The sequence below is a fragment of the Stenotrophomonas sp. 220_Sma genome (assembly GCF_056487375.1).
Map to the genome: position 1 here is coordinate 2,733,330 of NZ_CM151348.1, position 26,598 is coordinate 2,759,927.

Annotated in this window: 28 protein-coding genes and 1 pseudogene; 25 read left to right on the plus strand and 4 right to left on the minus strand. The window is 65.6% G+C overall.

The genetic code is table 11. From position 1 onward, the window contains the following. Positions 1 to 2: 2 nt before the first annotated feature. From ACZLIB_RS12845 to ACZLIB_RS12950, 22 genes are all read left to right on the plus strand, one after another. Entirely contained in the window at positions 3 to 1,280 is a 1,278-nt protein-coding gene (locus ACZLIB_RS12845; protein ID WP_099590028.1) for a phage head morphogenesis protein, read from the plus strand. Next, entirely contained in the window at positions 1,280 to 1,849 is a 570-nt protein-coding gene (locus ACZLIB_RS12850; RefSeq protein ID WP_057503380.1) for a phage virion morphogenesis protein, read from the plus strand. The genes ACZLIB_RS12845 and ACZLIB_RS12850 overlap by 1 nt, the downstream gene beginning before the upstream one ends. Before the next feature lie 296 nt (positions 1,850 to 2,145). After that, positions 2,146 to 3,351: a hypothetical protein gene (locus ACZLIB_RS12855; protein WP_064968337.1), complete on the plus strand. Its 1,206-nt coding sequence runs from the start codon at positions 2,146 to 2,148 to the stop codon at positions 3,349 to 3,351. Positions 3,352 to 3,404: 53 nt separating this feature from the next. Continuing rightward, positions 3,405 to 3,758 (plus strand): capsid cement protein, encoded by a 354-nt coding sequence (locus ACZLIB_RS12860; RefSeq protein ID WP_057503378.1) that lies wholly within the window; start codon positions 3,405 to 3,407, stop codon positions 3,756 to 3,758. Between the two features lie 56 nt (positions 3,759 to 3,814). Next, positions 3,815 to 4,771, plus strand: coding sequence for a hypothetical protein (locus ACZLIB_RS12865; protein WP_057503377.1), 957 nt, complete (start codon positions 3,815 to 3,817; stop codon positions 4,769 to 4,771). Positions 4,772 to 4,933: 162 nt separating this feature from the next. Beyond that, a complete protein-coding gene (locus ACZLIB_RS12870) occupies positions 4,934 to 5,428 on the plus strand; it encodes a hypothetical protein (RefSeq protein ID WP_057503376.1) in 495 nt (164 codons plus the stop codon). Positions 5,429 to 5,437: 9 nt separating this feature from the next. Then, positions 5,438 to 5,971, plus strand: coding sequence for a gp436 family protein (locus tag ACZLIB_RS12875; protein WP_107378967.1), 534 nt, complete (start codon positions 5,438 to 5,440; stop codon positions 5,969 to 5,971). Further along, complete coding sequence (locus ACZLIB_RS12880) at positions 5,968 to 6,444, plus strand: phage tail terminator protein (RefSeq protein ID WP_234367979.1); 477 nt, start codon at positions 5,968 to 5,970, stop codon at positions 6,442 to 6,444. Before ACZLIB_RS12875 ends, ACZLIB_RS12880 begins: the two co-directional genes overlap by 4 nt. After that, complete coding sequence (locus ACZLIB_RS12885; RefSeq protein ID WP_107378966.1) at positions 6,441 to 6,653, plus strand: hypothetical protein; 213 nt, start codon at positions 6,441 to 6,443, stop codon at positions 6,651 to 6,653. The genes ACZLIB_RS12880 and ACZLIB_RS12885 overlap by 4 nt, the downstream gene beginning before the upstream one ends. A 3-nt stretch (positions 6,654 to 6,656) precedes the next feature. Further along, a complete protein-coding gene (locus tag ACZLIB_RS12890) occupies positions 6,657 to 7,412 on the plus strand; it encodes a phage tail tube protein (RefSeq protein ID WP_107378965.1) in 756 nt (251 codons plus the stop codon). After that, positions 7,412 to 7,921: a DUF6631 family protein gene (locus ACZLIB_RS12895; protein ID WP_107378964.1), complete on the plus strand. Its 510-nt coding sequence runs from the start codon at positions 7,412 to 7,414 to the stop codon at positions 7,919 to 7,921. The genes ACZLIB_RS12890 and ACZLIB_RS12895 overlap by 1 nt, the downstream gene beginning before the upstream one ends. Positions 7,922 to 8,105: 184 nt before the next feature. After that, positions 8,106 to 11,570: a phage tail length tape measure family protein gene (locus tag ACZLIB_RS12900; protein ID WP_478467795.1), complete on the plus strand. Its 3,465-nt coding sequence runs from the start codon at positions 8,106 to 8,108 to the stop codon at positions 11,568 to 11,570. 2 nt (positions 11,571 to 11,572) lie between these two features. Further along, positions 11,573 to 12,550, plus strand: coding sequence for a hypothetical protein (locus ACZLIB_RS12905; protein ID WP_478467796.1), 978 nt, complete (start codon positions 11,573 to 11,575; stop codon positions 12,548 to 12,550). 3 nt (positions 12,551 to 12,553) lie between these two features. Next, the gene (locus ACZLIB_RS12910) at positions 12,554 to 13,528 is read left to right on the plus strand and encodes a hypothetical protein (protein WP_107378961.1); all 975 of its coding nucleotides are present in this window, start codon (positions 12,554 to 12,556) and stop codon (positions 13,526 to 13,528) included. Continuing rightward, positions 13,528 to 15,228, plus strand: coding sequence for a hypothetical protein (locus tag ACZLIB_RS12915; RefSeq protein WP_107378960.1), 1,701 nt, complete (start codon positions 13,528 to 13,530; stop codon positions 15,226 to 15,228). The genes ACZLIB_RS12910 and ACZLIB_RS12915 overlap by 1 nt, the downstream gene beginning before the upstream one ends. Continuing rightward, positions 15,225 to 16,007 (plus strand): phage BR0599 family protein, encoded by a 783-nt coding sequence (locus tag ACZLIB_RS12920; protein WP_107378959.1) that lies wholly within the window; start codon positions 15,225 to 15,227, stop codon positions 16,005 to 16,007. The genes ACZLIB_RS12915 and ACZLIB_RS12920 overlap by 4 nt, the downstream gene beginning before the upstream one ends. An 11-nt stretch (positions 16,008 to 16,018) precedes the next feature. Then, on the plus strand, positions 16,019 to 16,249 hold the full coding sequence (locus ACZLIB_RS12925) for a hypothetical protein (protein WP_040006695.1): 231 nt from the start codon (positions 16,019 to 16,021) through the stop codon (positions 16,247 to 16,249). Continuing rightward, on the plus strand, positions 16,249 to 16,476 hold the full coding sequence (locus ACZLIB_RS12930; protein WP_049399121.1) for a hypothetical protein: 228 nt from the start codon (positions 16,249 to 16,251) through the stop codon (positions 16,474 to 16,476). Before ACZLIB_RS12925 ends, ACZLIB_RS12930 begins: the two co-directional genes overlap by 1 nt. Next, the gene (locus tag ACZLIB_RS12935) at positions 16,469 to 18,727 is read left to right on the plus strand and encodes a hypothetical protein (RefSeq protein WP_478467797.1); all 2,259 of its coding nucleotides are present in this window, start codon (positions 16,469 to 16,471) and stop codon (positions 18,725 to 18,727) included. The genes ACZLIB_RS12930 and ACZLIB_RS12935 overlap by 8 nt, the downstream gene beginning before the upstream one ends. A 5-nt stretch (positions 18,728 to 18,732) precedes the next feature. Next, the gene (locus tag ACZLIB_RS12940; protein ID WP_197604365.1) at positions 18,733 to 19,494 is read left to right on the plus strand and encodes a hypothetical protein; all 762 of its coding nucleotides are present in this window, start codon (positions 18,733 to 18,735) and stop codon (positions 19,492 to 19,494) included. Next, the gene (locus tag ACZLIB_RS12945; protein WP_478467799.1) at positions 19,484 to 19,831 is read left to right on the plus strand and encodes a tail fiber assembly protein; all 348 of its coding nucleotides are present in this window, start codon (positions 19,484 to 19,486) and stop codon (positions 19,829 to 19,831) included. Before ACZLIB_RS12940 ends, ACZLIB_RS12945 begins: the two co-directional genes overlap by 11 nt. Before the next feature lie 138 nt (positions 19,832 to 19,969). Beyond that, positions 19,970 to 20,731 carry a DNA adenine methylase gene (locus ACZLIB_RS12950; RefSeq protein WP_197604369.1) on the plus strand — a complete coding sequence of 254 codons (762 nt, stop codon included), beginning with the start codon at positions 19,970 to 19,972 and terminating at the stop codon, positions 20,729 to 20,731. Between the two features lie 116 nt (positions 20,732 to 20,847). Here ACZLIB_RS12950 and ACZLIB_RS12955 read toward each other — a convergent pair. From ACZLIB_RS12955 to ACZLIB_RS12970, 4 genes and pseudogenes are all read right to left on the minus strand, one after another. Next, positions 20,848 to 21,240 (minus strand): annotated as a pseudogene (locus ACZLIB_RS12955) (STN domain-containing protein); the annotation flags it as partial. Between the two features lie 182 nt (positions 21,241 to 21,422). Then, a complete protein-coding gene (locus ACZLIB_RS12960; protein ID WP_478467800.1) occupies positions 21,423 to 22,379 on the minus strand; it encodes a FecR family protein in 957 nt (318 codons plus the stop codon). Positions 22,380 to 22,461: 82 nt separating this feature from the next. Beyond that, a complete protein-coding gene (locus ACZLIB_RS12965) occupies positions 22,462 to 22,965 on the minus strand; it encodes an RNA polymerase sigma factor (RefSeq protein ID WP_049462496.1) in 504 nt (167 codons plus the stop codon). A gap of 184 nt (positions 22,966 to 23,149) precedes the next feature. Next, positions 23,150 to 24,076: a LysR family transcriptional regulator gene (locus ACZLIB_RS12970; protein WP_164080273.1), complete on the minus strand. Its 927-nt coding sequence runs from the start codon at positions 24,074 to 24,076 to the stop codon at positions 23,150 to 23,152. 151 nt (positions 24,077 to 24,227) lie between these two features. Between ACZLIB_RS12970 and ACZLIB_RS12975 the strand changes: the two genes are divergently transcribed. The 3 genes from ACZLIB_RS12975 (at position 24,228) to ACZLIB_RS12985 (ending at position 26,542) form a co-directional block, all read left to right on the plus strand. Beyond that, a complete protein-coding gene (locus ACZLIB_RS12975; protein ID WP_478467801.1) occupies positions 24,228 to 25,094 on the plus strand; it encodes a pirin family protein in 867 nt (288 codons plus the stop codon). A 71-nt stretch (positions 25,095 to 25,165) separates the two neighbouring features. After that, positions 25,166 to 25,846, plus strand: a complete 681-nt coding sequence (locus ACZLIB_RS12980; protein WP_071227966.1) for a hydrolase — start codon at positions 25,166 to 25,168, stop codon at positions 25,844 to 25,846. Between the two features lie 54 nt (positions 25,847 to 25,900). After that, positions 25,901 to 26,542, plus strand: a complete 642-nt coding sequence (locus ACZLIB_RS12985; protein ID WP_005409869.1) for a hydrolase — start codon at positions 25,901 to 25,903, stop codon at positions 26,540 to 26,542. The last annotated feature ends 56 nt before the right edge of the window (positions 26,543 to 26,598 follow it).

Here is a 26,598-nt window from a genome sequence, read left to right on the forward strand (position 1 = left end):
CAATGGCCGGCGTTGCCTACGCTCAACTGCCGTTCCAGGAGCAGATCGAGTTCTTCCGTCGCAAGAAGAACGTGCTCACCGAGAGCTACCTGGACGTGTGGGAGGCCGAGCACGACACCAGCTTCATGGTGGCCGGTGCCAACCGTGACGCACTGCTGGCCGACTTCCGGCAGTCCATCGACCGTGTCATCGCCGAGGGCCGCACGCTGGAGCAGTTCCGCGAAGACTTCGACCGCATCGTGGCCACGCATGGCTGGGATTACAACGGCGGCCGGAACTGGCGCTCGCGGGTGATCTACGAAACCAACCTGCGTCAGAGCTACAACGCCGGGCGCTGGGCCCAGCTGCAGCAGCTGATCAAGGTACGGCCGTTCTGGCGCTACAACCACAACGATGCCGTCGAACACCCCCGGCCACTGCACGTGTCCTGGAATGGCATGGTGCTACGCCATGATGATCCCTGGTGGCGCTATCACTATCCGGCCAACGGCTGGGGCTGCCAGTGCTACGTCGATGCGCTCAACGAACGCGATCTGCGCCGCTTGGGCAAGGACGGCCCCGACACGGCCCCTGAGGTTGTGATGCAGTCGGTGACGGTCGGGCAGCGCAGTCCCGGTGGACCGCGCACGGTGCTGACGCCGGCAGGCGTCGATCCTGGCTTCGGCTACGCGCCTGGAGCAACGGCGGACCACTGGCCCAGTGGCCGTGGTGGTCCGGTCACACCGCCCTCGCTGACAGGCCAACTGACCTCCGCTCTGCAGAGTGCACTGGAGACGGGCGCGCGGCTGCCAGCGGCGCCCGCTGCCGCCAGTGCCGCCCAGGCCTTGGCGCGGCCGCGTGCCAGGGACGCCCTGCAGGCCGGCTACGCAAGCTGGCTGGCCAGCATTGACGCCGATGCCGCGCACGCTGCTCGCTACCTGGCCGGCGCACTGTCTCCCGGTCTGGTGTCGCAGCTGCAGCGCGCTGCCGTTCGACCAGCGACGGCGGCCTTTGCAGTGTTGGCTGAGCAGCTCCCCATCACTCGGCCTGGCGCGGTCGCCATCGCCGCAGCCGAGCTGCCTATCCGCCTGCTCGATGCGGTGGCCATCCTATTGGACGTGGCCGCAGGCCACCTGCGGTATGTCCTTGCGGTGGGGCGCCCGGCCTTCATGGTGGTCGACGTGGCCATCTCGGAAACGGGCGTCAGCACCATCCAGCCCCAGCTGCAGATGCTGATGCCTTCTGATCTCAAGCGCAGCGTCGCCGATGGCACGCTGCAGCTGCTGCAGGGAGCACTCTGATGGCGCAGCTCGAAGTCACCCTGGATTCGGCAACACCTGCGCTGGCTGATGCGCTGCGCCAGCTGGAGGGCGAAGCACGGCAACTGATCCTGAGAGACTGGGGCGAGTACCTGCTGAGGTCGACACGCGAGCGAGCCAAGAAGGAGCGTGATCCGACCGGACAGCGATGGCGTGCACTGGAGCCAAGCTACAAACGCTGGAAACAGAAGAAGCGCCCCGGCGTCCCGATTCTGAAGTTTGATTTCCACATGCTCGGCGACATGGCATCGTGGCAAACGGATGGGAATGAGGCCGTCTTGGTTGGTACCAATGCGCCCTATGGCGCCATCCATCAGTTCGGCGGCACCATCCGTCACCCGGCGCGCCCGGCCAAGATCTACTTGAAGACTGGCAAAGGCGGTAGCCGGTTCGTCAAAGCCAATCGCAAGAATACGCGCTATAGGCGCTCGATCACGATGCCTGCTTACACGAACACCATCGCTGCTCGCCCTTGGCTTGGCGTCAGTCGCGAGGATGAGAAAGAGCTGCTGGATATCGCTCAAGATCACGTGAGCGGCGCCTTCGATTGATCGTCGCGTGGGAGGCGCTCTGCGCGCCGCTACAGGCGCGCCGCCACACTCGGGCGTCACCCACACCGGCTTGGTGTCTGACACACCTGTGCGGCCGATACTGGCACTTGTTTCCACGCAGGACGATCACCGCACGCGCATCGTGCATCTGCGGTTGAAATTCTCTGCAATGCACCGTCCCAAGACGTGAGACGGTACTGCGGGAAAAAGGAGGGCATGAGCCAGTCCGCTGCCGCCCTCGAAAGTTGGAAACCAGTTTCAAAGACAGCGACCTCTGGCGCGGGAAAACTGGCGGCATGAACCAGCCCGCCGCCACCCTGCAGATCTTCAAAGCCGGCACGCACGTTGCCGAAGACGGCCGCACGCTGACCTTCAGCGAGGCGGATGTGCAGCAGATCGCCGATAGCTACGATCCGGCGCTGCACGAAGCGCCCATTGTGGTGGGCCATCCCAAAACCGACGACCCGGCCTATGGCTGGAGCAAAGTGCTTCAGGCCAAGGACGGCCTCCTGATGGCCGAACCGCACGAGGTAGATCCTGCCTTCGCGGAGCTGGTCAACAACGGCCGCTTCAAGAAGATCAGCGCCTCCATCTTCATGCCCGATTCGCCGGGGAACCCGACGCCGGGCAAGTACTACCTGCGCCACATCGGCTTCCTGGGCGCGCAGCCGCCGGCAGTAAAGGGGCTCAAGTCGGCCTCCTTCGCCGAAGGCGATGACGCTGCGTGCTTTGCCATGTCGCTGGCCCCGCTGGGCTGGACGCTGACGGATCTGTTCCGCCGCTTCCGCGACTGGCTGATCGATACCCAGGGCCTGGAGACGGCTGACCAGGTCATTCCGGACTGGCAGATCCGCGGCATCGAGAGCAGCACACGCGATGACGAAAACTCGCGCACGTCGGCCCTCTTCGCATCGCCATTGCTCACCCAGTTCCCGCGCAGCGCCCTCGATGGACCTGCGCCCGTCCAGGCACCGCCTCCCACTCGTGAACAGGTCAAATCGGAGATCGACCCCATGTCCCAGCAGAACAACGTCGAGCACGCACAGCGCCAGCAGCAGCTCGACCAGCAGGCTTCCACCCTGGACGCTCGCGAGAAGGCCCTCGCCGCCCGTGAACAGGCCGCGCGACGCGAAGACGCAGTGGCGTTCGCCGAAGGCCTGGTGAAGGAAGGCAAGCTGCTGCCGCGCCAGCAGCCGGCCGTGGTGGAACTGCTGTTGGCTCAGCCCAATGGCAAGGATCCGCTGAACTTCGCCGAGGGTGAAACGACGGTGTCCAAGCCGGCCGAATCGGTGCTGCGCGAGCTGCTGACCAGCCTGCCCAAGGCCGTGGACTTCAGTGAGAAGTCTGGTGGTGAAGGTGTGGGGCCAGGCGCGGCCAACTTCGCTGCACCGGCTGGCACCCAGGTCGACCCGGAACGGCTTGCGCTGCACAACAAGGCGCTGGACTACCAGCGTACCCACGCGGGGGTGGACTACCTCACGGCAGTCAAAGCGGTCTCCTGACCTGTATCCAAACGCAGCTTCTCAACTCATTCCTCGCGCTGGAGCGCAGAACCATGACTCAGAAAATCTCGCTGCTCACCCTGGCTGTCATCGCAGCAGTCGCCTTGGAAGCCGAGCGCGTCGTCGGTCGTGACGGACAGTACGCCACCGCCGGCGGCAACGCCTTCGGTGTGACCAACACCAGTGGACTGGTGGGCGACCGGGTGCCCGTTGATGTGGTGGGCACCAGCATCGCCACTGCTGGCGGAGCGTTTGACGACGGTGCCTACCTGCAGGTGGGATCTACTGGAAAACTCATTGCTCGCACTACCGGCGTTGTCGTTGCTCAGGCTCTGCAGCCTGCCGCGGCAGATGGTGACCGCGTCGAAGTGCTCCTGATCCCCAACGCGCCAGCGACCACCGGCTGATCTCAGCCACAACTGCCGCCGCTCATCGTTCTCACCATCTCGCAGAGAGACCTTCCATGTCCCAGCAGACTCTCCGTCAGGCTCGCATCATCGATCCGATCCTGACCACCCATGCACTCGGCTACGTCCGCCCCGGCAACGTTGGCCAGTACCTCTTCCCGCGCGTCGATGTGGCCACCTTTGGTGGTCAGATCCTGACGTTCGGAAAGGAAGGCTTCCGTCGCTACAACACCAAGCGCGCGCCGGGCGAAGCAACCAAGCGCGTCCAGTTCGGCTACCAGGGCAAGCCTTACGCCATCATCCCTGCAGCACTGGAGGCGGTGGTTCCGGATGAAACCGCCAATGAGGCGGCCAACGGCCCAGGCTTGGACGCTTCGCAGGACGCGGTGGATATCGTCCTGGACATCATGGAGCTGGAACACGAGTGTGAGTGCGCTGACGTAGCGCGCAATGCGGCCAACTACGACAACGAACACAAGGTCGCTCTGGTGGGCGTCAATCGTTGGCGCGGCGCCTCTGGTGATCCGACTGCTGATATTGGCGTCGGCAAGGAGGCCATTCGTTCCAGCATCGGTATGCGGCCGAACACGGCGATCCTGTCGGCGGCGGCATTCGAAGCAGCCAAGGCCAATCCGAAGATTCAGGACTACCTCAAGCATCGCGGCTTCAATGCACTGACCACCCAAATCCTGGCGTCGATGTGGGAAATCCCGAACATCTACATTGGTGAGGCGGTGGTGGCTACCGGCCAGGATGATGACCTGGGCGATGTGTGGGGTCAGGACGTGATCCTAGCGTTCGTGGCCCCGCCGAGCGGCGGCAACCGCCGCAACCGCGCGCGACCGAGCTATGGCTACACCTACAGCATGGCGGGCGAGCCGAATGTGCGTCAGGCCTATCGCGAAGAGAACCGCCAGTCCTGGATTCACCCGGTCAACAACAACCGCACTCCGGTGCTCAGCGGCATGGTCGCGGGCTACCTGATCCAGAACGCAGGCGCGCCCGCAGCGTGATGAAGGGAGCCGGCGAAGGATAGTCGGCGTAGTTGCCGCTTTACCCGTACAACCCAGCGAGCGGCAGCACCAGGCGAACGCGGGACCTGGCCGTGCGAAGCACAGCAAAACCATGCGTGACAGCCGGAGAGCACGGCACCACACCTATTCGGAGATCTCGTCATGGCCAAGCCCCGCACTGCGCCGCCCAGCGCACCCAAGCCCGTCCAGGACGGCAAGCCGGCCGATGTGCCGGCCGTCACGGAAGAGAAGGCTGCCGACGCGTCGCCGGCGCAGGGCGGCTGGGTTCCGGAGGAAGGCCGCGGCGAACTTCAGCCCGCCGAGACGGTCGCCTCGGAGGTCGATGGCGCTGCCGTCGACCAACCGCCGGGCGATCAGTCTGTAGCGGACCAGGATGCCGGCGCCGAGGCGGGTACGCCTTCGGGTGACGCCTCTACCTCTTTCGATGCTGTTGCAACGGGCGACCATTCGACGGATCCCGCGTTGTCCAACGGTCTCTGGCTGTCTGCCTGCTTCGAAGTGCTCAGCCCGTTCAAGCACAACGACGTCGTCGTCAAGCCGCCGGCGTGGATCGAGATGACGTGGGAAGAGGCGCAGGCCTACCAGGATGCTGGCGTCCTCGGTGACGAACCGGCCACCCCGGAAGAGCTGGAGTAATCGGCCGCCATGTCCTACTGCACGCTCGCACTGCTGTCGGCGGCCAAGCTCGCTCAGGAGCTGGCGCAGGTGGCCACGCCGGAGCGCTATCCGATCGTGGACGATGCGCTGATGGATGCCACGCTGCTCGGCAGCGATCGCAGCGCCTTCGACCCAGCCGACGTGGCGATCGCCGATGAGGCGGCCGCGCACGTGCAGCGCGCTCTGGACGACGCCGATGGCTTGATCAACGGCTACCTGGTCATGCGCAAGCCCAAGCCCTATCCGGTGCCGTTGCCGGCGCCGGTACCGGGGATTGTGTCCACGTGGGCACGGTGGATTGCGCGCTACCTGCTGCATAAGGACCGGGTCAACACCGAGGAGCGCACCGATCCGGTGGTGCGCGACTACAAGGAAGCACTGCGCTTTCTGGAGCTGGTGCGCGATAGCAAGTTCAGCCTCGGCGCCGATGACCCGCTGCCTGCGCCCAGTGGCGGCGCGCCCGAGGTCTGTGCACCGCCGCGGGAGTTCAGCCACCGCACCCTGCAGGACTACGGCCGGTGAGCACGCAGCCCTTCGACATTGGCCTGGTGCGCGATCGCATCCGCCAGGGCGTCAGCGACAAGGACGTGCGTCAGATCCAGGGTAGCGCCGACTACGCCGCCGTCCAGGCGTTGCGCGACTTCCCTGCGCCGTGCTGCTACGTGTTGCTGGCCCGCGAGATGCCGCTGGAGACCAAGACCGGCGCCTCGATCCTGGGCCAGCAGTCGCGCCTGGCGCAGCTGGTCGAAGTCAACTTCGCGGTGGTGACCGTGTGTCGCAACTACCGCGAACAGCGCGGCGCCCAGGTGATTGATGAGCTCCGGATCCTTCTGGGCAAGGTTCGCCAACCACTGCTGGGCTGGACGCCGCCCATTGCCGGTGGCCGTGCCTGCCAGCTCATCGAGGGCAACCTCGAGGACTACGACGCCGCTACCGCCCTGTGGGTCGACGTATGGAAGACCCAGGCCCTTCTTCAACCTGAGATCCCGCGATGACCACCCAGAAATACACGATCAAGAAGCCGGGCCTGACGCTGTCGCGCAAGCCCATTGCCGCCGGCGAAACAGTCGAGGTTCCCGCCGACCTGGTGCCTTGGGCAGTCGAACGCGGCTTCATCGACGCCCCCGAGGCCGATTCCACCCCCAACACATCGCGCAGGGCCGGTGGCCAGGCGCCTACTGCCAGCGCCCAGGAGGCGAAGTAAGCCATGTCTAAGACCGAATATTTCTCGTTCCAGGGCCGCGTGTATCTGGGCCTGCGCAATGCCGACGGCAGCCGCGCGCCGGCGCGCTGGGTGTATGACGGCAGCGTCCTTGAGCTGGCCATGTCCAGCACCCGTGAAACCAAGAAGGAAAGCTGGTCGGGTGTGCGCGGCGTCGCCGCCACCATGACCACCGAGCGCAACCTGGGTGTGCGGCTGACGCTGGGTCAGATCAACACTGACAATCTGGCGCTGGCCACCGACGGCACGCGTCTGGATCTGGCGTCGGGCTCGGTCGCCAACGAGGCCATCGGCGACGTCAAGCCGGGCGACGTGGTCGCATTGGAGTACGCCGCGATCAGCGCGCTGGTGCTGGAGGGCGGTACGCCGGCAGCTCCGCTGGTGGCCGACACCGACTACACCGTCAACCCGGTCACCGGCATGATCACCTTCCTGACCACCAAGTCCGCTGTGGCCGCTAAGACCTACGAGTACGCCGCCCACAGCGTGGTCAAGGTGTTCGAGAGCAGCAAGTCGGAGTACTACGTGCTGTTCGACGCCGTCAACAGTGTCGACGGTACCACTCAGCGCGTCCGCGCCGACGTGAACCGCATTTCGTTCCCGGCGGCTGAATCCCTGGCGCTGATCAACGATACCTTCGGTGAGATCGTGCTCAATGGCGAGGCCAAGATCGATCCGGTTCGCCAGTCCGATCCGCGCTTCGGTCTGTACGCCCGCGTCATGCTGGTGGACGCCGCCTGATGGCCACCCGAATTGGCAACCAGGACCAACTGCCCTCCGAATCCGGCTCGCCGGATTCGGGGGCAGTGGCCGACGAACTGGACATCCTGGCTGCGCAGCAGCAGGGCCAGGTCGACGGCAAGACCATCATCGTGCGCGAGTACGGCTTCTTCGAAGGAGCCCGCATCCTGCCTCTGGCCGCTCCGCTGCTGGCCGACCTGCAGCCGCTGTTTGAGGGAAGTGAGCCCGCGTCGATGCTGGAGGTGACCGATGTACTGCTATCGCACCCTGACCTGATCCGCCATCTTCTGGCCTGCGCCATCGCCCCTGCGCCGGGGGAGTGCCAGGATGCTGCCGCCGAGGTGCGGGCACAGGAAGGCTGGCTGGAAACGCTCAATGAAACCGACGGCGAGCAGATGCTGCTGCTGTGGTGGCAGGCCAACGGAAATTTTTTGCTGCGCCGGCTGCTGCGCAACGCCGTCGGCAAAAGGGTGAGCCAGTCGGCTATGGACGGGTCTTCACCGACCTGATCTGCGCTGGCTACGGCCGCTGCTTTGCCGACATCGGTCGGATGACGCAGCGCCAGATCCTGCTCGCTTGGGAGCATGTCCAAGCCCAACAGCGGCGAGCACGGCGGGAGCGCATTACCGACACCAACGCTGCCTATGCCGGGGGCGATCCGGCGACCACCTTGCTGAAGGAACTGAAGTAACAATGGCCGCCACCCGCAACCTTGAACTTGCGATGCGCATCGCCCTGGATATCGAGCAGGCCCAGAAAGCCCTGCCGGTACTCCAGCGGGGTCTGGCCTCGGTCAAGGACGCCGGCACTGCTGCCGGCGCAGGTCTGGAGGGTGTCACCAAGGGAGCCGACAAGGCGGCCGGCGCGCTGGATCAAGCCAGCCGCAGTAGCGCGTCTGCAGCTGACCGGGTGCGAACTGCCGGCGCGTCCATGCAGAAGACGGTCGCCGATGAGATCCGCTCGATCTCCGAGCTTGATGCCCGCCTGCAGCAGGGCGCGGCCAGCATGTCTGAACTGGCCGACACCGAAGCCCTGCTCGACCGGGTTATGGCGCGCGGGCTGATCACCGCCGAGGACTACAACAGCGCGCTGAAGACGCTGGACAAGCAGGAAGCATCGCTGAGCCGCACTGAGCAGCAGCGTCAGCGTTCCCTAGAAGGCGTCATGGGCCGATACGACGGTGCGTCGGCCAAGCTGCAGAAACTCGAGCGCGACGAGCGCGAGCTCCAGTCGGCGGTGGATGCTGGCCGCATCAGTCGCGAGCAATACAACCGCGCCCTGGCCGGCATCAATATCCAGCGCAATGCCGTCAACCTGGCCGAGGCCAACAATCGCGGGCGCGGACCCGGCGCTATCTCCGCGGGCCAGTACCAGATGGCGATGCGCCAGCTGCCGGCGCAGATCACCGATATCACCACCAGCATCGTCAGTGGCATGCCGATCTGGATGGTGGCCATCCAGCAGGGCGGCCAGCTGAAGGATTCCTTCGGTGGTGTGGTGCCAGCCGCGCGTGCGCTGGCTGGCGCTATCACCCCCACCGTAGCCGTGGTCGGCGGATTGGCCGTGGCGGTCGGTGGCCTGGCACTGGCCTGGAAGCAAGCGGTCGACGAAGAGATGGCCTTCCAGCGGGCACTGATCGTCACCAACAACTATGCCGCCACCAGCACTGCCAACCTGCAGGCTCGGCGCGATCAGCTCGCCGGTCTCCAGGGCGTCTCCCGAGGCACCGCTGCTGAGGCGCTGACGAAGGTGGCGCAGACCGGCCGCTTTACCGGTGAACAGTTCGAGCTCGTGTCCCGCAGTGCGGCCAAGATGCAGGCCTCCGCCGGCCAGGCCATCGATACCACCGTCGCCAAGTTCCTCACCCTGAAGAAGGATCCTGTCGAAGGCCTGTTGGCGCTGACCGAGTCGGAGAACTTCCTGACCGAGGCCCAGCTGGCGCGGGTGCGCGCCCTGGTGAAGGAGGGCAACCAGCAGGAAGCTGTGGCGGAGGCGATCAGGATCTACGCCGACCGCCTGGACGACGTTGCTGCGCAGAGCAATGAAACGATGCCCGCGCTCGCCCGTGGTTGGCAGGAGGTCAAGAAAGATGTCAGCGGTGCATGGGGCGCGCTCGGCGACTTCACCAACGCAGTTGTGCAGCTGGCCGGCGAATGGGGTGTGCTGGCCAAACTGCCACGATTGTCCGATCTGCTCGGGTTGGGCGTGGTCGGCAGCACGCTGACCAAGAACTTCGGGCTTCCCTCCTTTGCCGACCTGACCGGAAAGATGGCAGCGCGCATCCGGGCGGCCTCTGGAACCAACGCGCCTGTGAAGGTGCAGATGGCTGGCATCGACGCCCCCCTCACGCCGGAGGAAGAAAAGGCCAGGCAGGAGTTCGAGCGGCTTCGCATCAGCAATCTGAGCAAGGTGAAGAAGCTCGAAGAGGAGATCGCCAATATCCGGGCACTGGGCAAGGCCGGCCGCATGGATGAAAAGTCGATCAAGTCCCTGGAGGCAGAGGCCCGCGCACGCTATGCGGAGAGCCTTCCCAAGAAACCCAAGGGTCCCAAGTCAGAAGCCCAGAAGGATGAGGCAGCGGCGCAGCGCGAACTGGAGCGCCTGAAGCAAGAGATCGAGTTGGTCGGCACGCTGGATGAAAGCCGCAAGAAGGCCACCAAGACGGCAGAGATCGAGGCTGCGATCAAGGAAGGGAACTTCCAGAACGCATCGGCAAAGACCAAGCAGGAATTGCTGGACACCGCCAAGAAGCTGGACTCTGATCGCCTTCGCGTAGAGGCGGCAAAGAAGCTGCTGGAGGTGCAGGATCAGATCGCCAACCTTGAAGGGCGCGGCCCCGATGCGCAGCAGGCAAAGAGCTTGCGCGAGCTCGAAGTCACACGCCGGCAGATGGTCGAGGCTGGCAACCAAGCGGGCGTGGAGCAGGTCGACCGTGCCAAGGAGCTGGTGCGGCTGACGGCGGACCTGCAGAAAATGCAGGAAACCTACAACCGCGCGATGGGCGAGATGGGCTTGGCCCAACAGCGCATCCAGGTTGAACTGCAGGCGGGACTGATCACCGAGGCGCAGGCACGCCAGAAGCTGGTGGATCTGTCCCGGCAGCAACTGACCGCCCTGGGCGATCTGCCCGATCGCATGCGTGCTACCGCTGAGGCGCTTAAGAACCCCGAGGCGCTGCAGGCGGCCGAGCAGATGGCTGTCAAGCTCAAGGAGATGGCCGCCACCACCAACCTGCTGCAGCAGAACGTGCGCACCACGTTCCAGAGCGCATTCCGTGACGCTCTGATGTCGCTGGCCAATGGCAATGCCACCCTGGGCGAGATCGTGCGCAGCTTCTTCCAGTCCATCGCCAGCGGCCTGGCTGGGTACGTGGCCGATGAGCTCTCGGCCAAGCTGGCGTCGACGCTGACGGGCAAGCTGTTCAACAAGGGCGCCGAGGTCGGTACCGAGGTTGCCGCGGCGACCGCAACGCAGGCGTCGGCGGCGGCCTTGTCCTCTGCCGGTGGCGTGGTGACCGCCGGCGCAAGTGCCGTGACGGGTAGCGCGTCGGCGCTGGCCGGCGCGGGTGGCGGACTTGTAACCGGTGCGGGAGCCCTGGTCGCTGCGGCGGTCCAGCTCAAGCAAGCTGCCGCAGCACTGGCCGCTGCCAACAATGCCAACGGTGTTGTCGACATCATTGGTGGGCTCGCTGGCGCCGCCAGCAAGACGGGTACGGTCAGCGTTGGGACACCGGTTCCGATCAAGAAGGCCCAGGGCGGCCCTGTCAGTGGTCCTGGTACCAGCACCAGCGACAGCATCGCGGCCTGGCTGTCCGATGGCGAGTTCGTGGCCCGTGCCAAGGTGGTCCGACAGCCTGGTGCGCTGGCGTTCCTGCACGCCTTCAATGCCATTGGCATGGATGCCGTCCGGCGCTGGGGCGCGTATGCCTTTGCCGACGGCGGCCTGGTCAGCCAGATGCCCTCGCTGCAGCGCTCGCCGGTGTTCAACACCGTGGCCGCAGCGCCGACAGGCTCGCCTACTCAGCTGGGTCTGCGCCTGATCAATCAGGTATCCCCGACCCTGTTCGAGGACTACATCGATGATCCAGGCAGCGACAAAACCATCATCAACAAGATCAACCGCAACTCTGCGGCGATCCGCCAAGTATTGGGACTCTGAACATGGCCTGGGCAACCGACACCGCAGCCAACATCACCGACCTCATGGCCCGCCTGCGGGACTTCCTGACCACCAACGCGGTCCTGGTGGCAGCGAACCAGCAGTGGCAGGTGGTGGGCGGCGTGGCCAGCGGCCCGATCGCGGCCAACGATTTCGTGTCACTGAAGGGCCGTGGACTCTCCGGAGAGGATGAGATCTACGTGTCGCTGCAGGCGTGGGTAGTGCCGGCCAGCAACTACTACAACATGCGCATGCGCGGCCACACGGCCTACAACCCAGATCTGCCAGGCATCCTCACGCAGCCCGGTGCGAATTCCAACTACGTGTCGATCCTCGGCGTCAATTCACCCATCAAATACTGGTTTATTGCCAACGGCCGCTGCTTCAAGGTGATCACCCGCATCAACGGGCGCTATGACGCTCTGTATGCAGGTTTCATCCTGCCCGAGCACCTGCCGGGCGACTGGAGCTACCCGCTTTTCATCGGCGGCTCTTTCCTGGGCAGCAACGGTGTAGCGTCGCTGGATACCTACGGCCACTCCAATTTCTGGAATGCGATCGCGGACGGACAGAGCAACGACTCGTTGAGTCAAGGCTATCTCTTCACGCCGATGCAGGCGTGGCTGCCCGTTCGTAATGGGTACGCCACCACGTACATGGCCACGGGCCGCATCACCATGCCCTGGAACCCATATGTGGGTAATCAGAACCTCCGCAGCTGCCTGGATGGTCAGCGCTGGCTACAGCGCGGCCAGCTTATGGCGGTGGGCTGGACCTCGGGCAGCGTTGATCGCGGGTCGCGCGTCAGCGAGGTTCCGGAGGGTGGACAGTTCTACGGCAGCTTTGATGGCGTCTTCTACACGCCGGCCTTTGGTGCCACAGCTGAGCAGATCGCTACGAGCAACGGGGTGGACCATCTGCTGGTCCCCAATGTCTATCGAACAGGCGACGGGCAGTACGCCGCATTTGCTCTGGAGTAAGAGATGGCCTACGCCGAATTCACCAATGTTCCCAACGTACAGACTCTGATCGACCTGGTGGTGCAGTTCGCGCAGGCCAATGGCTGGACCGTCGAGCGCAACAACCTGGTCGGTGCCAATCGCACCGCCACGCTCCGCATTCCTGGCGTCTCCGACTACGTCCATCTTTTCAACACCGACCAGCTGAGCCTGAGGTCTCGCATCTCGATTGGCTATGACGGAAACGGAGCACCGTCCGTACAGCCGTTGGTGTCCCCGCGCGATATCTCGACATACGAATTGGCTGGGCCATTCCCCCGTTTGAAGCTGTTCGCCAACGGCGATGCGATCCACGTCGCCATCGCCCAGGCCGTTGCCGGCGAGTACCGCCATCACACCTTCGGCGTTCTTGAGAAGGCTGGCGCATACACAGGCGGCACGTACGTCGACGGGACCTATTGGGCGCGCACGGGAAGCTATAGCGGGATGCTGACATCGAGTGGCAGCAACGTTATTCCGTTCGGCCACAACACCAGCGCAACGGGCTGCGGGCACGTGCGTGCGGATTCAATTGAGGACGGCCGCACCAACAGCTACAGCAGGATCTGCAATTACTACAACAGCACCCTGGATGCCGAGGGGCAGGCTGGATCCGGTGTCGGATCTATCAACCAGTCGACCACCTCTTCCAGCTACGACAGCATGTGGTTGGGCTACGCCCTCGCAGGTTGTGACGAGAACACCTTTTCTGGCCGCAGCGTGTTTCAGCCGATTCAGTTGAGCATTCGCCGCCCCGGTACCGGTGTGTACCTCTCACCGATCGGGCGAGTGCCCGGACTTCGTGCCTGCTACCTGGAAAAGCTCGAGCCCGAGCAGGAGATCACCATCGGCGAAGACACATGGATGGTGTTTCCTTGGCTGCGCAAGCTGGCCATGAGCAGCGTGACCAACGCGCCTCCGGCCAGCGGCAACTATGGCTGGGCTGTGAAGAAGTCCTGATGGCCATCCTTCTCGCCACCCAGAGCAGCACAGGGCCGAACTGGCGTAGTGGCAATCTGGCTATTCCGCGCACCCGCATCCCGCTGCAGTTTCGCGGCGCAGCTGCACGGCTGGGTTTCTTCACCGGGTCGACCAAAGAATCGACCATCGAGGAACCCGAACAGCGATCCAGCGGCCCCCAGCAGCGCACCTCGTTCGATGACTGGTACTACCGCATCCACGTGCTGCCACTGCGCATCGACCTGGGCAATCTGGTCACCAACCAGGTGCGCTACGTCCAGGTTTGGAACTCCTACCTCCAGCAGCAGACCCTGACCTCGGCAACCCTTGAGAACGGCGAAGGCGTCGAGCTGGTAGGTCCTGGCGCCCCGCCGTTGGCATTCTCGGCCCTGCAGCTGCGCCGTTGGCAGCTGTCGGTCACGACAGAAGGCCCGCCGGTAATCGCGGCGTCGCTGTCCTACGACTTCGTGGCCCTGGGGCGCCGCACCGTCACGATTACCGGCAATCGCATGTCGGCATGGATGCTGCCGCCGGATTGGGAGCGGCCTGTCACCGAAACGCTGGCCTGGGCGACCGACGTCCAGCAGTCGATCGGCGGCGGCGAAGCCCGATTCCCATTGCGTGGCTCGCCGAGGCGCTCTTGGGAGTTCAGCGTGCTGGCCGACCGGCGCGAGCGCCAGGTGCTTGAACACGCACTGTTCGACTGGTCGGCGCGTACCTGGGCGCTGCCGGTCTGGAACGACGTGTCGTGGCTGAGTGCGCGCCTGGCGCTGGGGGTGCAGTCCATCCCGGTACAGGCCGCCACGCAGCGCGACTACCGCCCCGGCGGCCTGGCCATGCTTTGGAAGGACGTCACCACCTACGAGCTGGTGGAAGTGGCCGACATTGCCGCCGACAGTCTGCAGCTGGCCCGCCCCACGGCCAACGCCTGGGCACCTGGCACACGGGTGCTGCCCTGCAGGACAGCTCGTATTGCCGAGACCCCCAGCCTGGAACGCGTGACCGACCAGGTCATGCGGTCGACCGTGCGCCTGGCTGCGGTGGAGACCTGCGACTGGCCGGCAGTTGCGCCGGCGGCTGTCTATCGCGGTCGACCTGTGCTGGAGCAGCGTCCCGACCTCGACCAGGCGCAGACGGCCGAGTTCGGCCGGCAGCTGGTGGTGATCGATGGCGATATCGGCCCTGTTGCCGTCGATGACATCACCGGCAAGGCATGGCCACTGCAGTCACACGCCTGGCAAACCTGGGGACGCACCGAGCAGGCCAATCTGCGCAGCCTGCTGTACTGGCTGCAGGGTCGCGCGGCTGCGCTGTGGGTGCCGTCTTGGGCCGATGACCTGGAGCTGGTCGAGCCAGCCCTAACCACCTCCAGCGGCATCGTGGTGGCGTGGGCAGGCGTGGCCCGCTTCGGGCGTGCTCAGTCCGGCCGGCGCCACCTGCGCATCGAGCTGTTCAGTGGCCAGGTGCTGTACCGGCACCTGATAGAAGCCACAGAGCTGGATCCACAGCGGGAGTTCCTGCAGCTGGACGCGCCGCACGGCATCGCCCTGCAGCCGAGTGCCATCCGCTTGATCAGCTGGATGGTGCTGGCCCGCCTCAGTTCCGACACCGTGGAGCTGTCCCATGAAACCGATGGTGAGGGCGTCGCGCGTTGCCGCGTGTCCTTCGCCGGCATTGGCGCTGAGGAGAGCGAACCGTGAGCCTGTTCTCCCGCCATGTCGAGCTGTATGAATTTGGGCGCGGTTCCCAGCGCTGGCGCTACACGTCCAGCGATCGGGTCGAGATCTACGATGCGCAGCCCTTCAGCCCCGAGGCGATCAAACGCGGTCGCCTTGGCCAGTCGGCACAGGAGGCCAGGTCCAATCTGGAGGTGACCGTACCGCTGTCCATCTCTTTGGCGTCAGTCCTGCGGCCATTTCCGCCGACCGATCGCATCGTCGTTCGCTGGCGGCGGATTCGGAAGAGTGACGGCGCGATCCGCGGCACCTGGAACGGCGTGCTGAGCGACTTCAGCGAGCGGCAGAATGACCTGGTCCTGACCTGCCAGAGCAATGCCGGCGCCGCCGCGACGAACGGCCTTCGCCGATGCTGGCAGGCGCAGTGCCCGTTCGCGCTGTTCGACGCCGACTGCGGTCTGAATCCGGAGCTGTTCCGGGTCGATGGCGTGTTGTCAGCCGCATCCGCTCAGACGATCACGTCCACTGCCTTCGCGGCGAAGCCGGACGGTTGGTTCGTCGGTGGATTCATCAAGTGGGTCCAGGGCACGGCCGTCGAGTACCGCTTCGTGGTGGGCCATGTTGGGCCGACCCTCACCTTGCTTACCGCAGCGCCGCTCGCAGCGGGCGCACTGGTATCCGCCTACCCCGGCTGTGGCCACGCCCTGCAGATCTGCCACGAGAAGTTCAACAACGCACCGAACTACGGCGGCCAGCACACCATACCGCCGAAGAACCCCTTCGGACCCGATCCCATCTTCTAAAGGAGCCTCCTATGTGGGTTCAAATCGTCGTAATGATCGTGGCGCTGATCGTCAGTTACGTGATGCGCCCGAAGCCTACGGTTCCGAAGCCGGCCGCCCTGGAGGACTTCAATGTCCCCACCGCCGAGGACGGTCGCGAGTGCAGCATGGTCTTCGGTACGAACTGGATCGATGATCCCAACGTGCTGTTCTACGGCGATCTGCGCACCACACCGATCAAGGTCAAGGGTGGCAAGAAGTGATGGATCGTCCTGTCCTGGTTACCGTCGAGCACGCCCGCGCGGCCAAGCTGGGCGAACACAGCGGCGTGCTGTGCGCCGCCGGCATCCGCAGCTGGATGGATCGTCACGGTCTGGATCTGCGTCGCTTCCTGGATGAAGGCCTGCCGGTAGAGCAGTTCGAAGCGCTGGACGACGCCTTCGCACGGCGCCTGGCGGCGATCGCCCGCGAGGAGGCTGGCCGTGGGTAGTGGCAAGAAACAGACCGTAGGCTATCGCTACTACATGGCCCTCTATATGGGCGAATGCCTCGGCCCGGTGGACGCACTGCGGGAGATCCGCGTAGGCGACCGCAAGGTCTGGGACGGTAGCGCGCAAACGGCGTGGACCAAGGTGCTCGGGATGAACATCCCCAGGACGGTGCCTGCCACCGGCCCCATTACAGCGTCTCGCTCGATCACCATCCTGGCGCCGGAGATCTTCGGCGGCGACAAGGGCGAAGGCGGCATCGTCGGCACGCTGGAGGTGCGCATGGGCGAGCCCGCCCAGATGCCAAGCACCTATCTGCAGTCGCTGGTGCCCGGACCGTGGCCAGCCGCCCGTGGCCTGTTCACGACGGTTTTCAATGGCCAGGTGTCGGCCATGAACCCGTACATCAAGAATTGGACGAAGAAGGTCTCGCGCTGGCGCCAAGGCTGGAAGAAGGGGCTTTGGCAGGGCGACCTGGTGCAGATCGATGAAGGGATGAACCCGGCGCACATCATCTATCAGGTGCGCACAGAGGGCATGGGCCACCCGATCGACGTGATCAACGACGAAAGCTTCCGCAAGGCGGCACAGACGTTGAAGAACGAAGGGTTCGGCCTGTGCCTGAAGTGGTCCCGATCAGTTCCTGCGGGCGAGTTCATGGACATGGTGTGCGACCACATTGGTGGCATGCGCATCGAGGATCCGGTGATGGGGCTGACCGAGCTGGTGCTGGTGCGGCCGGACTATGACCCAGCCACCCTGGAAGAGATCGGCCCGGCGAACATCATCGAGCTGCTGGAGTGGCAGCAGCCGATGCTGGAAGGCAGCGTCAACGAGATCACGGTCGTCTACCGGGATATCGCCACCAACAAGGACGCAGCTGTCACCTACCAGAATCTGGCCAGCGTTCAGGCGCAGGGCCGTGTCGTCAGCAGTCGCAAGAACTATCCCGGCCTGTGGAACGCTGCGCTCGCGGGCCGGGTTGCGGCGCGCGAAGTGGCGGCAGTGAGCAGCTTGCCCTGCAGGGTGAAGATCCGGGTACGGCAGGATGCCGGCCCCTTCAAGCGCGGGCAGGTGCGTGCCCTGTCGTGGCCACGGCGCGGCGTTGCCCGCATGCCAGTGCGCATCTTGGACGTCGACGACGGCACACAGACCGAGACAGCCGTGGTGCTGACCGTCGTCCAGGACGTCGCCGGCATGGCCGCTGCCAGCTACATCCAGCCTTCTGAGAATGCCTGGGTGGAGCCGGACACCAAGCCCAAGCCGGTCACCGTGCAGCGCCTGCAGGAGGCCAGCTACCGCGACCTGGCCACGACGCTTGGGGCGTCGGAGCTGGCTGCTGTGTCGCCTGACGTGGGCTACCTGACTTCGATCGGTGTCCGGCCGACCTCGGTGGCGTTCGGCTACACGCTGCAGACCCGGCTGGGAAGCGCGCCGTTCGCCGAGGCGGGCGCGGCCGACTTCGCCCCCACTGGCCTGCTGATCACCGCAATGACGGCCACCACAACGGCGATCGCGCTGTCCGCCGGCGTCAGCCTGGACATGATCGAGGTCGGCACCGAGGCGCTGATCGATGACGAGCTGGTCCGAGTGGTATCGATCGATCCGGTTGCGGCGACGCTGACCGTGGCCCGTGGCTGCGTAGATACCGTGCCGATGCCGCACGCCGTGGGCACGAGGGTATGGTTCACCGATGAGTACGTAGGTTTCGATGGCCGCGAGTACTTGGCCAACGAATCCCCTCAGGCCAAGCTGATCACCCGCACCAGCCAGGGCGAGCTGACCCCGGATCTTGCCACGGCGATCGCGCTGACGATGCGTCGGCGCCAGATCCGGCCCTACCCGCCGGCACGGCTGCGCATCAACGGCGATGCCTACCCGGCCGAGGCCTGGGGCAATGGCGGCACAGTCGTAGCCACCTGGGCGCACCGCGACCGTCTCCTGCAGGCCGACCAGTTGGTGGACTCCGAGCAGGCGAGCATCGGCCCAGAGCCGGGCACGATGTACTCCGCCCGCTGGTACCTGCAGGACACCCTGGTGCGCACGCAGGCCGGCATCACGGCCACGACCGACAGCTACCTGCCGCCGGTCGGCAGCGGCGGCAAGACCCTGCGGGTTGAGATCGAGGCCGTCCGCGACGGCTTCACCAGCTGGCAGCGCCTGCAGCACACCTTCCTCTACCGCGCCCAGCTGGTGACCGAAGCGGGCGACCGCATCGTCACCGAAGCCGGCGACCCGATCATCCTGGAGTAATTCCAATGCCTGACGTCAAACTCTCCCAACTCGCCGCCGCCAGTGCGGCATCGGTCACTGCCGGAGCTGGCCTGTGGACGATGGCTGGCCACATCCTCGGCCTGCAGATGGAGTATGTCGGGACGGCTTCTGTCCGGGTTTCCAGCGGTAGCGCGTGGATTCCGTCCTTGCAGCGAGCGATCGAGGTTCCGGCTGCACTGACCTTGAGCGGGCTCACGCTTGCGGCCAACACCTGGTACCACCTTTACCTGTACCTCAATGGCGCGACGCCCACTGTGGAGGCTGTGACGGCCGCGCCGGCCGCTCCGTACAGCGGGACCGCTCGCGCCAAGACTGGCGATACCACTAGGCGGTACATCGGCAGCTTTCGAACCAATGCGGCTGGCGCCATATTCAATTTTGCGCAGACCGGGACAACAATCGCCTACAAGAATGCGCAGGCTAATCCCCCTTTCCGCGTTCTCTCGCAAGGCACCGCCACATCTGAAACCAGCATCTCTTTGGCAGCCGTGGTGCCGTCGACCTCGAGGCTTGCAACGGTTCAGATCTACAACTTCACAGACACCAATATGGGTACGGGAACGAGCGACGACAGCGCTGTAGGGCCTCCAAGCCAGCCGAACGATGCCGTGTACCTGGTTCGCCGTGATTCGACGGCGATGGTTCCTCATCCGCTTGATGGCTCGCAGACAATGACCTATTGGCTGACCACCACACCAGTTGGATCGGCCTACGTGGATGTCTTCGGATATGTCTATGAACGTTGAAATGTATGCGGTCACTGGCACCGGCTACCGCGCAGTCCGTGAAGGGATGGAACTGCAACCAGGCGAGACGGCGATGCTCTCGATTCCTGCCTCACTCCTTCTGCGGATCTACGCCGACCAAGTCAGGCTTGAGCGGTCCCAGCGTTTGCGAGCCACTGATTGGACGCAGGCGCCTGACAGTCCGTTCGCTCCGGAGGCGAAAATGGCATGGGCGGTCTACCGTCAGGAGCTTCGTGATATGCCGGAGAAGGCGGGCTTCCCGAACTGTGCGTGGCCGGTGCCACCGGCCCTGCCTGAAGGCGCGGCCGGGCAGGAACGAGCCCCTCTCCAGACCTGAAACAGGGCGCCAGGCAGGCAGCTCCAACTGCCCGCCTGGCGCCGCAACACACGCGTACAGCCCGCGTGCCATTGGCCGAGGCCCTGCTCCCCGCGCGGGGGAGACAAGCCTCGCCCAGAACCATCGCAGAGGCTGAGAATGAAGACGACCACGCTGTTCCCCTGGCCGGGCGGGAAGACACGCCTGCTGCCTCACCTACTGCCCCTGGTGGAAGATGTGCCTCATCGCACGTATGTCGAGGCTTTCGCCGGCGGTGCCGCCCTGCTGTTCGCCAAGGAACCCGCAAGGGCCGATGTGTTGAATGACTGTCACGGCGAGCTGGTGCGCCTGTACCGGGTGGTGGCCAACCACCTTGAGGAGTTCGTACGCCAGTTCAAATGGGCGCTGACGAGCCGGGAAATGTTCCGCTGGTGCCAGCTCCAGCACCCGGACACCCTCACCGATATCCAACGCGCTGCGCGCTTCTACTACCTGCAGAGGCTGGCCTGGGGCGGGAAGGCGGCCGGCCAGACGCCAGGTTTCGGTAGGGGCGGCAAGGGCCTCAACCTGCTACGGATCGAAGAGGATCTGAGCGCTGCGCACCTTCGCCTTCACAAAGTCACCGTCGAGCACCTGGCCTGGCAGCAGTGCATGGCCAAGTACGATGCCGCCGACACCCTGTTCTTCCTCGACCCGCCGTATTGGGAGACAGAGGGTTACGGTGCCCCCTTTGGGATGGAGCAGTACCTGGAGCTGGCCCGCCAGATGGCAGGCCTGCGGGGCGCGGCCATCCTGACGATCAACGACCACCCGGCAATGCGGGAAGTGTTCGGACAATTCAGTGACAGGGTGGTGCCGATTCGCTACACGATGGGCCGGCAGACGGTGCAGCGGCGGGAGCTGATCTACACGACCTGGTAGTGCGGCCGGGGCACGGGGCGGCTTCCGCCCCGTGCAATTTCATTCCCGTGGGCGCAACATGGGCGCCCCACCGTTTATCTCACGTGTTGCGGGCGATTTATCGCGCGCCGTTACACCAGTGTCTCGGTCACCCGCACCCCTTCCCCTTCCCCCGCCTCCGCTGCGGCGCGCAGGCTCCAGGTGCCATCCATGCCGCGCTGCGCACGCACGCCGCTGCCGCGCAGCAGCTGCTGCAGGGCCTGCATCTGGCTGTACTCGCCACTCACCGCGCTGGAGCGACGGCCTTCCACCAGATCGCTGCGGAACACCACCTGCACATCGGCCTGGCGGCCAAAAGCACGCACAGCGTCAGCAAGGGGCTGTTCCGGAATGGTGTACTGGCGCAGCGGCGCGACGATCGCCGTTTGCGCCTGCACGGCCGGCACCCAGGCCAGCGGCAGCAATGCGGTGGAGATGGCCAGGGCCAGGACAGTGGCGCGGCGATGACAGGCGGATGCCGTGGACGGCATGGACAGGAACTCCTCAAGCGGGGCGGGACCATCGGCACATCCGGTGCCGGTGGTGTGTCTGGCTTGAGGAAAAACGGTGTTTCGCTCTGGCTATACCTCTATAGACAGCGGGACACTGCAGGTGCCCACGGTTTTTTCATGTTTTTTTCATGCGGCCCGTTCATCCAGGTGCTGCGCGGGCCTCACCACACCACCAGCGCGCCGCCGGGCAAGCGCTGTACGCGCAGTCCTGCCTGCGCGGCCACCGCAGCGATGGCCGTCTCCGGCTGCTGCAGGTGGAACAAGCCACTGACCCGTACGCCTGCACCCTGCCCACCCAGTACCCAGACCGGTGCACGCCGATAGCGGGCCAGATCGGCGATGGCCTGCGCGGCCGGCCGATCATCGATCACTACCTCGCCACGCCGCCACGGCGCCACGGCCTCGGGATCTTCCAGCTGCACCGGCTGCAGCCAGCGGCCGTCACGGAACGCCCGTGACTGCCCGGCATGCAGGCACTGCACACTGCCATCGCCCGGCCGCACTTCGACCACACCCTCGCTGACCTGGGTGGTGACCGTGGTATCCAGCATCGACACACTGAAGGCGGTACCGATGTCACGTACCAGGCCGCCCACCGCCTCGACCTGGAACGGGCGCGCCTCGTGCGCCACCTGGAACCAGGCCTGGCCGCGCAGCAGGCGCAGGTGCCGCTGCTGGCCATCGAACTCGACCGCCAATGCGGTGCCCGCATCGAGCACGGCAGTGCTGCCGTCGTCCAGCTGCACCACGCGCGGCGCATCACTGCTGCGCAGGTCACTGCGCGCCAGCAACAGCGCGTGCGGTGCCGCCGTCACCATCAGTGCGACGGCGGCGGCACTGGCCAGCAGCCATGGCAGGCGACGGCGCGGCGCGATCGGGCGCAGGCCCTCGCGATCGGTGGTGAGCTCGGGCAGCGCCGCCAGCACGTCGGGCCCGGCGGCATCCAACCCCTGCCAGAAGGCCTGCTGCTGGCGCCAGGCCAGCGCATGGCGCGGATCGGCCCGCAGCCAGCGCTGCAGGGCTCGTTGCTGGCGTTCTGGCAGCGGGCCTGCACTGCACCGGATCACCCAGCGCAACGCCTGCCTGGCCTGACGCGGCGAGGGTTCGGACGTGGTCATGGTTGTGGCCTGCCGCACCACGAACGGGTGCGCTTTCCTGTTGTGACAACGGCGGGCGCGATCTGCCCACTGCAATCGCCGCTCATCGATGCATTCCCTGCTGGTGCTGCTGGATCAACAGTGCCGCGCGCAGCACATGCTTGCCGACCAAGCTCTTGGAAATACCCAGCCGTGTGGCGATCTCGCGCTCGCTCAGGCCCAGGTAGCGGTTGAGCACGAAGCACTCGCGGACCTGCGCTGGCAGCGCGAGGATGGTCTGGGTGATCTCGCGCAGCTGTGCCTGGTCCAGTGCCTGGGCCTCGCCGTCGTGGCCCGCCTCGGCCATGTCGGCGGCGTACTCGGCCATCGCGCGCCGCTCGCGGGCGTCGGCCTGGCTGCGGTTGAGCGCATGGTGATAGGCCATCCGGTACAGATAGCCGCGCGGCTCCAGGATCGGTGGATCACCGGGCACGCTGCTGGCCTTCAGGTACAGGTTCTGCAGGGTGTCCTCGGTACTGGCCGGGTCGAGATAGCGCGCGATGAAGCGAGACAACGCACGGCGCTCGCGGATCAGCAGCTCGACCAGCGCCAGGGCATTGGGAGACATAGGTGCCAAGGCCGGACCGGGGAATGATGGGCGTGATGGCGACGGTCCGGACATGGATTGTGGGCTGCGCGGCCGCAGGCGGCAAGCGAAAGCCCGTCGCGCGGCACCAGGATCTCCACGCATGGCGTGGATCTCCCAGGCGGCGCCGGATCCAGTAGATCCACGCCATGCGTGGATGCGGAGCCTACGGTTCGTCCAACGCCTCGAAACGCTCGGCGAGGTAATCGATCAACGCGCGTACCGCCGGCAGCAGCCCACGCCGCGAAGGGAACACCGCATGCACGATGCCGTGCTTCGGCACCCACTCGGGGAGCACCGGCAGCAGCGCCCCGCTCTCCAGCTCATCGGTGATCATCATCCGCGGCAGCATCAACAGCCCGACCCCGGCCACCGCGGCTGCGCGCAGCGCGATCATGTCATCGCTGACCAGGCGCGGGCGGTGATGCACGCTGGCCTGGATCTCGCCGGGCCCACTGTATTCCCACACATGCTGCTGACTGGGCGAGGCCAGATCGACGGTCGGCATCATCGCCAGGTCGGCCGGCACCTGCGGCGTGCCCAGCCGCTGCAGCAGCGCCGGACTGGCACTGGTGCACCACACCCGGCGCGCCAGCACACGCACCACCAGGTCGCTGTCCTCCAGCGGCGGCGGCCGTACCCGGATCGCCACGTCCACACCCTCGCCCACCACGTCCACGCGGCGGTTGGTGGCGTCCAGCTGCACCGTCACCTGCGGATGCAGGGCCAGGAAGTCGGCCAGCATCGCGCCGATGCGCGCGTGCAGGATCGCGATCGGGCACGCCAGGCGGATCGTGCCGCGCGGCTCGGCGCGTGACATCGCTATGGCTTCTTCGGCCGCCTCGGCCTCGACCAGCATTGCCTTGCAATGGCGGTAGTAGTCCTGGCCGACCTCGGTGACCGAGAAACGCCGGGTCGAGCGCTGGATCAGGCGCACGCCCAACCGTTCTTCCAGCAGCGCGATGCGCCGGCTCAGTTTCGACTTCGGCATGGCCAGCGCCCGGCCGGCCTGCGAGAAGCCGCCGTGCTCGACCACCATGGCGAAGTAGAACAGGTCGTTGAGGTCGCAACGGCGGATATCAGCGATGAACACGGGGCGATCTCCTGTGGCGCAAGGCCCGCACCAATTGTTCACCAGATAGGACTATGACGGCAAATATTGGCGTCTACCGGCCCCATTGTCGCGGCGATATCGTCCCCTGCAACGAAGAACAGCGGCCGGCAACCCCGGCCAGGAGATCGCCATGAAGCGTGTCACCGGTACCTACAGCGCCCCCCGCCCGCACTGGGTGGGCGACGGATTCCCCGCCCGTTCGATGTTTTCCTACAACACCCACGGCCAGCACCTGAGCCCGTTCCTGCTGCTGGACTATGCCGGCCCGTACAGCTTCGCCCCCAGCGATACCCCGCGTGGGGTCGGCCAGCATCCGCACCGCGGTTTCGAGACGGTCACCATCGTCTATGAGGGCGAGGTCGCCCACCGCGATTCGACCGGGGCCGGCGGCACCATCGGCCCGGGTGACGTGCAGTGGATGACGGCTGCCTCCGGCATCCTCCACGAGGAATTCCACACGCCGGAATTCAGCAAGCGCGGCGGCACGCTGGACATGGTCCAGCTGTGGGTCAACCTGCCGGCGCGGGACAAGATGGGCGCACCGGGCTACCAGACCCTGCTTGACGCAGAGATCCCCTCGGTGGATCTGCCTGAGGGCGCCGGCCGCGTGCGTGTCATCGCCGGCCGCTTCGACGGCCATGGCGGCCCGGCCCGCACCCACACGCCGATGGATGTCTGGGACATCCGCCTGCAGCAGGGCCACCACGCCGAACTGCCGGTGGCCGACGGCCGCACGCTGGCGCTGGTGGTGCTGAAGGGCTCGGTCCGGATCAACGGCGGCCAGCCGGTCGGCGAGGCGCAGCTCGTCACCTTCGATCGCAGCGGCGAGGACGTGTTCGTCGACGCCGACAGCGACGCCACTGTACTGCTGCTCAGCGGCGAGCCGATCGACGAGCCGGTGGTGGGCTATGGCCCGTTCGTGATGAACAGCCAGGCCGAGATCGCACAGGCGGTCAACGACTTCAACAGCGGCCGTTTCGGCCGGATCGCGCACTGAGCGCTTCCGCGCGGCGGGTAATGACCCGCCGCGCCAATGGGCCATCGCCCACCTTCCCCAGGAGACTGACCATGAGTACCCCCGCCAACTTCAATGGTGCCCGCCCGGTGATCGATCCGGACAACGCCGCGATGCTGCTGATCGACCACCAGAGCGGCCTGTTCCAGACCATCGGTGACATGCCATTCACCAGCGTGCGCGCCCACGCCACTGCGCTGGCGAAGATGGCCACGCTGGCAAAGATGCCGGTGATCACCACCGCCTCGGTCCCGCAGGGCCCGAACGGTCCGCTGATCCCGGAGATCCACGACGCGGCCCCGCATGCCCAGTACGTGGCGCGCAAGGGTGAGATCAATGCCTGGGACAACCCGGAATTCGTTGCTGCAGTGAAGGCCACCGGCCGCAAGCAGCTGATCATTGCCGGCACCATCACCAGCGTGTGCATGGCCTTCCCGTCGATCGCCGCCGTGGCCGATGGCTACCAGGTGTTCGCGGTGATCGATGCCTCGGGTACCTATTCGAAGATGGCCGAAGAGATCACCCTGGCCCGCGTGGTGCAGGCCGGCGTGGTGCCGATGGACACCGCCGCGGTGGCCTCGGAAATCCAGCGCAGCTGGAACCGCGACGATGCCCAGCAGTGGGCCGAGGTCTACACGAAGATCTTCCCGAACTACCAGCTGCTGATCGAAAGCTACCTGAAGGCGCAGGACGTGCAGAAGAACCAGGAGCAGCTGGATTCGCAGCGCAGCTGAGCTGCCCCCGGGGTGCCGGCCAGCCGCCGGCCCCCTCCCAACCGGAGACCCACCATGTCCAGTGAACCGATCCGCGACCCGGCCAGCGACCACCTGCTGACCCCGCAGAATTCCGCCTTCATCATCATCGACTACCAGCCGGTGCAGGTGAACTCCATCGCCTCGATGGACCGCCAGCTGCTGGTCAACAACATCGTCGGCACCGCCAAGGCCGCTGTGGCTTACGGTCTGCCGATCGTGCATTCGACGGTCAACGTCAAGACCGGCCTGAACAAGCCGCCGATTCCGCAGCTGCGCAAGGTGCTGGGCGACTACCCCACCTACGACCGCACCACCATCAATTCCTGGGAAGACGTCGAGTTCCGCAAGGCGGTGGAGGCCACCGGCCGCCGCAAGCTGATCATGACCGCACTGTGGACCGAAGCCTGCCTGACTTTCCCGGCCCTGGATGCGTTGAAGGAAGGCTATGAGGTGTATGTGGTGGTCGACGCCGTCGGTGGCACTTCGCTGGCGGCGCATGATGCCGCGCTGCGGCGCATCGAACAGGCCGGTGGCCAGCTGATCAGCGTGCCGCAGCTGTTCTGCGAGCTGCAGCGCGACTGGGCCCGTTCGGAAACGGTGCCGGCGTTCATGAACCTCTTCATCGAAACCGGTGGTACCGCCGGCATCCAGTTCTCGTACGATCGTACCGAGTGATTTCGTGGCGGCGCTGGCCTTGGCTGGCGCCGCCTTTTGGAGCAGTCGAGCACGGC

Coding starts and splice junctions, on each gene's coding strand:
- ACZLIB_RS12985 (WP_005409869.1), top strand. CDS start 25,901: ATGTCCAGTGAACCGATCCGCGACCCGGCCAGCGACCACCTGCTGACC.
- ACZLIB_RS12845 (WP_099590028.1), top strand. CDS start 3: ATGGCCGGCGTTGCCTACGCTCAACTGCCGTTCCAGGAGCAGATCGAG.
- ACZLIB_RS12885 (WP_107378966.1), top strand. CDS start 6,441: ATGACCACCCAGAAATACACGATCAAGAAGCCGGGCCTGACGCTGTCG.
- ACZLIB_RS12875 (WP_107378967.1), top strand. CDS start 5,438: ATGTCCTACTGCACGCTCGCACTGCTGTCGGCGGCCAAGCTCGCTCAG.
- ACZLIB_RS12905 (WP_478467796.1), top strand. CDS start 11,573: ATGGCCTGGGCAACCGACACCGCAGCCAACATCACCGACCTCATGGCC.
- ACZLIB_RS12860 (WP_057503378.1), top strand. CDS start 3,405: ATGACTCAGAAAATCTCGCTGCTCACCCTGGCTGTCATCGCAGCAGTC.
- ACZLIB_RS12865 (WP_057503377.1), top strand. CDS start 3,815: ATGTCCCAGCAGACTCTCCGTCAGGCTCGCATCATCGATCCGATCCTG.
- ACZLIB_RS12890 (WP_107378965.1), top strand. CDS start 6,657: ATGTCTAAGACCGAATATTTCTCGTTCCAGGGCCGCGTGTATCTGGGC.
- ACZLIB_RS12900 (WP_478467795.1), top strand. CDS start 8,106: ATGGCCGCCACCCGCAACCTTGAACTTGCGATGCGCATCGCCCTGGAT.
- ACZLIB_RS12910 (WP_107378961.1), top strand. CDS start 12,554: ATGGCCTACGCCGAATTCACCAATGTTCCCAACGTACAGACTCTGATC.
- ACZLIB_RS12945 (WP_478467799.1), top strand. CDS start 19,484: ATGAACGTTGAAATGTATGCGGTCACTGGCACCGGCTACCGCGCAGTC.
- ACZLIB_RS12960 (WP_478467800.1), bottom strand. CDS start 22,379: ATGACCACGTCCGAACCCTCGCCGCGTCAGGCCAGGCAGGCGTTGCGC.
- ACZLIB_RS12930 (WP_049399121.1), top strand. CDS start 16,249: ATGGATCGTCCTGTCCTGGTTACCGTCGAGCACGCCCGCGCGGCCAAG.
- ACZLIB_RS12915 (WP_107378960.1), top strand. CDS start 13,528: ATGGCCATCCTTCTCGCCACCCAGAGCAGCACAGGGCCGAACTGGCGT.
- ACZLIB_RS12980 (WP_071227966.1), top strand. CDS start 25,166: ATGAGTACCCCCGCCAACTTCAATGGTGCCCGCCCGGTGATCGATCCG.
- ACZLIB_RS12975 (WP_478467801.1), top strand. CDS start 24,228: ATGAAGCGTGTCACCGGTACCTACAGCGCCCCCCGCCCGCACTGGGTG.
- ACZLIB_RS12925 (WP_040006695.1), top strand. CDS start 16,019: ATGTGGGTTCAAATCGTCGTAATGATCGTGGCGCTGATCGTCAGTTAC.
- ACZLIB_RS12950 (WP_197604369.1), top strand. CDS start 19,970: ATGAAGACGACCACGCTGTTCCCCTGGCCGGGCGGGAAGACACGCCTG.
- ACZLIB_RS12850 (WP_057503380.1), top strand. CDS start 1,280: ATGGCGCAGCTCGAAGTCACCCTGGATTCGGCAACACCTGCGCTGGCT.
- ACZLIB_RS12870 (WP_057503376.1), top strand. CDS start 4,934: ATGGCCAAGCCCCGCACTGCGCCGCCCAGCGCACCCAAGCCCGTCCAG.
- ACZLIB_RS12940 (WP_197604365.1), top strand. CDS start 18,733: ATGCCTGACGTCAAACTCTCCCAACTCGCCGCCGCCAGTGCGGCATCG.
- ACZLIB_RS12895 (WP_107378964.1), top strand. CDS start 7,412: ATGGCCACCCGAATTGGCAACCAGGACCAACTGCCCTCCGAATCCGGC.
- ACZLIB_RS12965 (WP_049462496.1), bottom strand. CDS start 22,965: ATGTCTCCCAATGCCCTGGCGCTGGTCGAGCTGCTGATCCGCGAGCGC.
- ACZLIB_RS12855 (WP_064968337.1), top strand. CDS start 2,146: ATGAACCAGCCCGCCGCCACCCTGCAGATCTTCAAAGCCGGCACGCAC.